The sequence below is a fragment of the Streptomyces lateritius genome, from assembly GCF_014649715.1.
GTDB classification, from domain to species: Bacteria; Actinomycetota; Actinomycetes; order Streptomycetales; family Streptomycetaceae; genus Streptomyces; species Streptomyces lateritius.
On the sequence record NZ_BMTO01000003.1, the window covers coordinates 251,118 to 255,176 of the forward strand.

The 4,059-nt window shown below is 73.3% G+C and carries 1 protein-coding gene; it reads right to left on the reverse strand.

What is annotated here, in order from left to right:
- On the reverse strand, positions 1-4,059 hold a 4,059-nt coding region (locus tag IE136_RS07585; protein ID WP_189599889.1), incomplete at both ends, for a non-ribosomal peptide synthetase.

A 4,059-nucleotide genomic window follows, 5' to 3' on the forward strand; every position in this document is an offset into this window, starting at 1 on the left:
CGTCATGGTCCTCGGCGACGGTGTGCACCACGACATCGCCGTCCGTGTACGCCTCCCAGTCCTCGCCCGGGCACGGTGCGTCCGACGCCCTGAAGTGGAGCAGCGTGCCCCGGTACCGGGCGGGGGAGAAGGACGACAGAAGCCCGCCGGCCGCCGCGTAGTTGACACGCATCGCCGTCACCGTCGACTCCTCCAGACCCAGCCCGTCGACGGCGGCCGTCACGGTTTCCGTGTCCAGCCCCTCCGCCGGCGCGTCACCCGCGCCCGGATAGGAGTCGAGCAGCGCCAGCAGTTCGACGTCCTCACCGCGCTCCTGAAGACGGCAGGCCAGGGCCTGGGCGACGACGCCGCCCAAGGACCAGCCCAACAGCCGGTACGGACCGTGTGGCTGAACCCGCGTCACTTCCTCCAGGTGCACGTCGACCAGTCGTTCCAGCGATTCCACGGCAGGTCCGCCCGCCAGGTTGGGTGCCTGGAGGGCGTGGATCGGTACGTCCTCCGGCACATGGGCTCGCAGGGCCGCGTACCGCCAGCCGAGCCCGGTGGCGGGCGCCGGGCACCACAGGGGCGTGCGGTCCCCGGAGGAACGGAGGGGGAACAGCACGTCGAGACCAGGCGCGGCGTCCTCCATCGTCCGCAGCCGGTCCGCGAGGCCGGCCGCCGTCGGATGGCGGAAGAGGTCCGCCACCGCCACGTGCAGCCCGGTGGCGCGGTGCAGCCGGTCCCTCAGCCGGACCAGCAGCATCGAGTGGCCGCCGAGATCGAAGAAGCCGTCGTCGACGGCCACCTCGGACAGCTCAAGCACCTCCGCGAAGATCTCGCAGACGAGCGCCTCGATGAGGTCCCGCGGGCCCCGGCCCGTCCGCCGCTCCGCCTCCCGCGGAGCCGGCAGCGCCCGCCGGTCGAGCTTGCCGTGGTCGGTCAGCGGCAGCGCGTCCAGCTCCACGAAGGCCGACGGCACCATGTAGTCCGGCAGCATCCGGGTCAACTCCGCACGCAGCGCAGACGGGTCGAAGACGGCGCCCTCCGCCGGCACGACGTACGCGACGATGCGCTTGCCGCCCGGGCCTTCCTCCCGTACGTCCACCGCCGCCTGGACGACCGACGGATCGGCCGCCAACGCCGCGCTGATCTCGCCGAGTTCGATCCGGAATCCCCGGATCTTGACCTGGTCGTCGGTGCGGCCGAGGTAGTCGACGGTGCCGTCCGGCATCCAGCGGACCAGGTCGCCGGTGCGGTACATCCGGGTGCCGGGCGGGCCGAACGGGTCCGCCACGAAGCGCTCCGCCGTCAACGAGCGCCGGTCCAGATAGCCGCGGGCGAGGCCGGCCCCCGCCAGGTACAGCTCCCCGATCACACCGGCGGGCACCGGCTGGAGCCGGGCGTCCAGGACGTACGCGGTGGTGTTCGCCGTCGGCCGGCCCACCAGCGGGCGTTCGCCGTCGGAGACCCGCGCCGCCAGAGCGTCGACGGTGCACTCGGTGGGGCCGTACAGGTTGTAGCCGGCCGTGCCCTCCAGCGCCCGCATATCCCGCCACAGCGGGGACGGGACCGCCTCGCCGCCGACACCGAGCGCGAGCAGCGGACAGCGACCGTCCTCCACGAGTCCGGCGCCCGCCAGCTGCATCGCGTGCGACGGAGTGACCTCGATGAAGTCGATCCGGTGCTCGGTGATGAACGACACCAGCAGCTCCGGGTCGCGCAGCGTGTCCTCGGTCACGATGTGCAGGGCGTGCCCGTCGAACATCCACAACTGCGGTTGCCACGAGGCGTCGAAGGCGAACGACCAGCCGTGCGCCACCCGCAGGCTCCGCCCGCCCGCCGCCGCGACGGTGGGCCGGTAGAGGAGCTCGCGGTGGCTGTGGAAGAGGTTGGCGATGCTCCGGTGCTCCACGACGACGCCCTTCGGCAGACCCGTGGAACCGGAGGTGTAGATGACGTACGCCGGATGCTGGGGCAGCGGATGCGGGAGCTCGGTGCCTTCGCCGTCTCCGTCGGGGCCGCCGTCCGCCAGCAGCGCCTGCGTCTCCGGCGCGTCGAGGATCAGCGCCTGAGGGCCCCCATCTCCGGCCAGGTGGGCCAGCGCCTCTGTGGTGAGGAGCAGCCGGGGGCCGGCGTCACGGAGGATGTGCGCGATCCGCCCGGCCGGGTAGCCGGGCTCGATGGGGACGTACGCGCCACCGGCCCGCAGGACGGCCAGCAGCGCGACGACGGTGTCCGCGGTGCGCGGCAGCAGCAGCGCCACCATGCGCTCGGGACCGACACCCCGCTCCTTCAGGATACGAGCCAGCCGCGCCGTGCGCCGCTCCAACTCGGCGAAGGTGTACGTGATGTCGCCGCCGACCAGGGCCGTGGCGTCCGGCGTGAGCTCCACCTGGCGGGTGAACAGTTCGGTGAGCGTCGAGACCGGGGCCTCGACCACGTCACCCTTCCAGTCGACGAGCACGTGGCGGCGCTCGTCGGCGGAGAGCAGGTCCAGGCTGCCCAGCGGCCGGTCGGGGTCGTCGGTGACGGCCTGGAGCACCCGCAGGTAGCGGGTGGCCATGTTGGCGACCGTGTCGTGGTCGAACAGGTCGGTGCTGTACTCGACGCCCAGCCGCATCCCGTCGACGCCGTGTTCCTCGACGATCTCGAAGGCCAGGTCGAACTTGGCGGTGCCCATGTCCACCGGCTCCTGCCGGACCTCGACATCGCCGAGCGCCAGGTCCGTCGCGGGCCTCGCCTGGTGGCTCAGCATCACCTGGAACAGCGGGTGGCGGGCCATGGAGCGGGCTGGGTTGAGCAGCTCCACCAGGCGCTCGAAAGGGATGTCCTGATGGGCGTACGCCGCCAGGTCGGTCTCCCGGACACGGGCCACCAGATCGCGGAATCCCGGGTCGCCGGAGCTGTCCGTGCGCAGCACGAGCGTATTGGCGAAGAAACCCACGACGTCGTCCACGGCGTCGTCGCTGCGGCCTGCGATCGGCGTGCCGATGGGGATGTCCGAACCGGCGCCGAGCCGGTTGAGCAGCGCGCCGAGCGCCGCGTGCAGCACCATGAACACACTGGCGTCGCAGCGGCGGGCCAGCGCCCGCACGGCGCGGTGCAGGGAGGCGGGCACGTCGACGTCGACGGTCGCGCCGCGCAGGCTGGGCACGGCGGGCCGCGGCCGGTCGGTGGGCAGCGGAAGCTCCTCAGGCAGGCCGTCCAGCGTCTTGCGCCAGTACTCCGCCTGCTGGTGCAGCGCTCCGTCCGGGTCCGTCCCGTCACCGAGGAGTTCCCGCTGCCACACGGCGTGGTCGGCGTAACCGACGGGAAGCGGCGCCCAGTTGGGGAGCTCGCCGCCGGCCCGCGCCGTGTAGGCGTCCGCCAGGTCCCGCAGCAGCGGCAGCGCGGACCAGCCGTCGGCGGCGATGTGGTGCAGCACCAGGAGCAGGACGTGCTCGTCGGGGCCGAGGGCGAACAGCTCGGCGGCGAAGGGCGCTTCCTCGTCGATGCGGAAGGGGCGGGCCGCCGCGTCCGTGAGCCGGGCCGCGAGGCCGGCCTCGGTGACCGGAGTGACGGGCAGCCCAGGCCGTGTGGACTCCGCGTCGAGGATCACCTGACGGGGCGTACCGGCGTCGTCCGGCAGTGCGGTGCGCAGCGCCTCGTGCCGGTCGGTCAGGTCACCGAGCGCCGCCCGGAGCGCGGCGGCGTCCAGGGCGCCGGTGAGCCGGGCCGCGAACGCCATGTTGTACGCCGGGTTCGGTCCTTCCAGCCGGTACAGGAACCACATGCGCTGCTGTGCGAACGACAGCGGCAGCGGGTCGGGCCGCGCCCCCGCCCGCAGCGGCGGCCGGCTGCTGCGCGGGCCGAGGCGCTGTGCCAGCGCGGCGACCGTGGGCGCGTCGAACACGGTCCGCAGGGGCAGCTCCGCGTCCATGGTCGACCGGACGCGGCTGGCGAGCCGCGTCGCGAGCAGCGAGTGCCCGCCCAGCGCGAAGAAGTCGTCGTCGATGCCGACCTCCGGCACCCCGAGGACCTCGGCGAACAGATCGCAGAGGATCTCCTCCGACGGAGTGCGCGGCCGGCGGCCGGCGG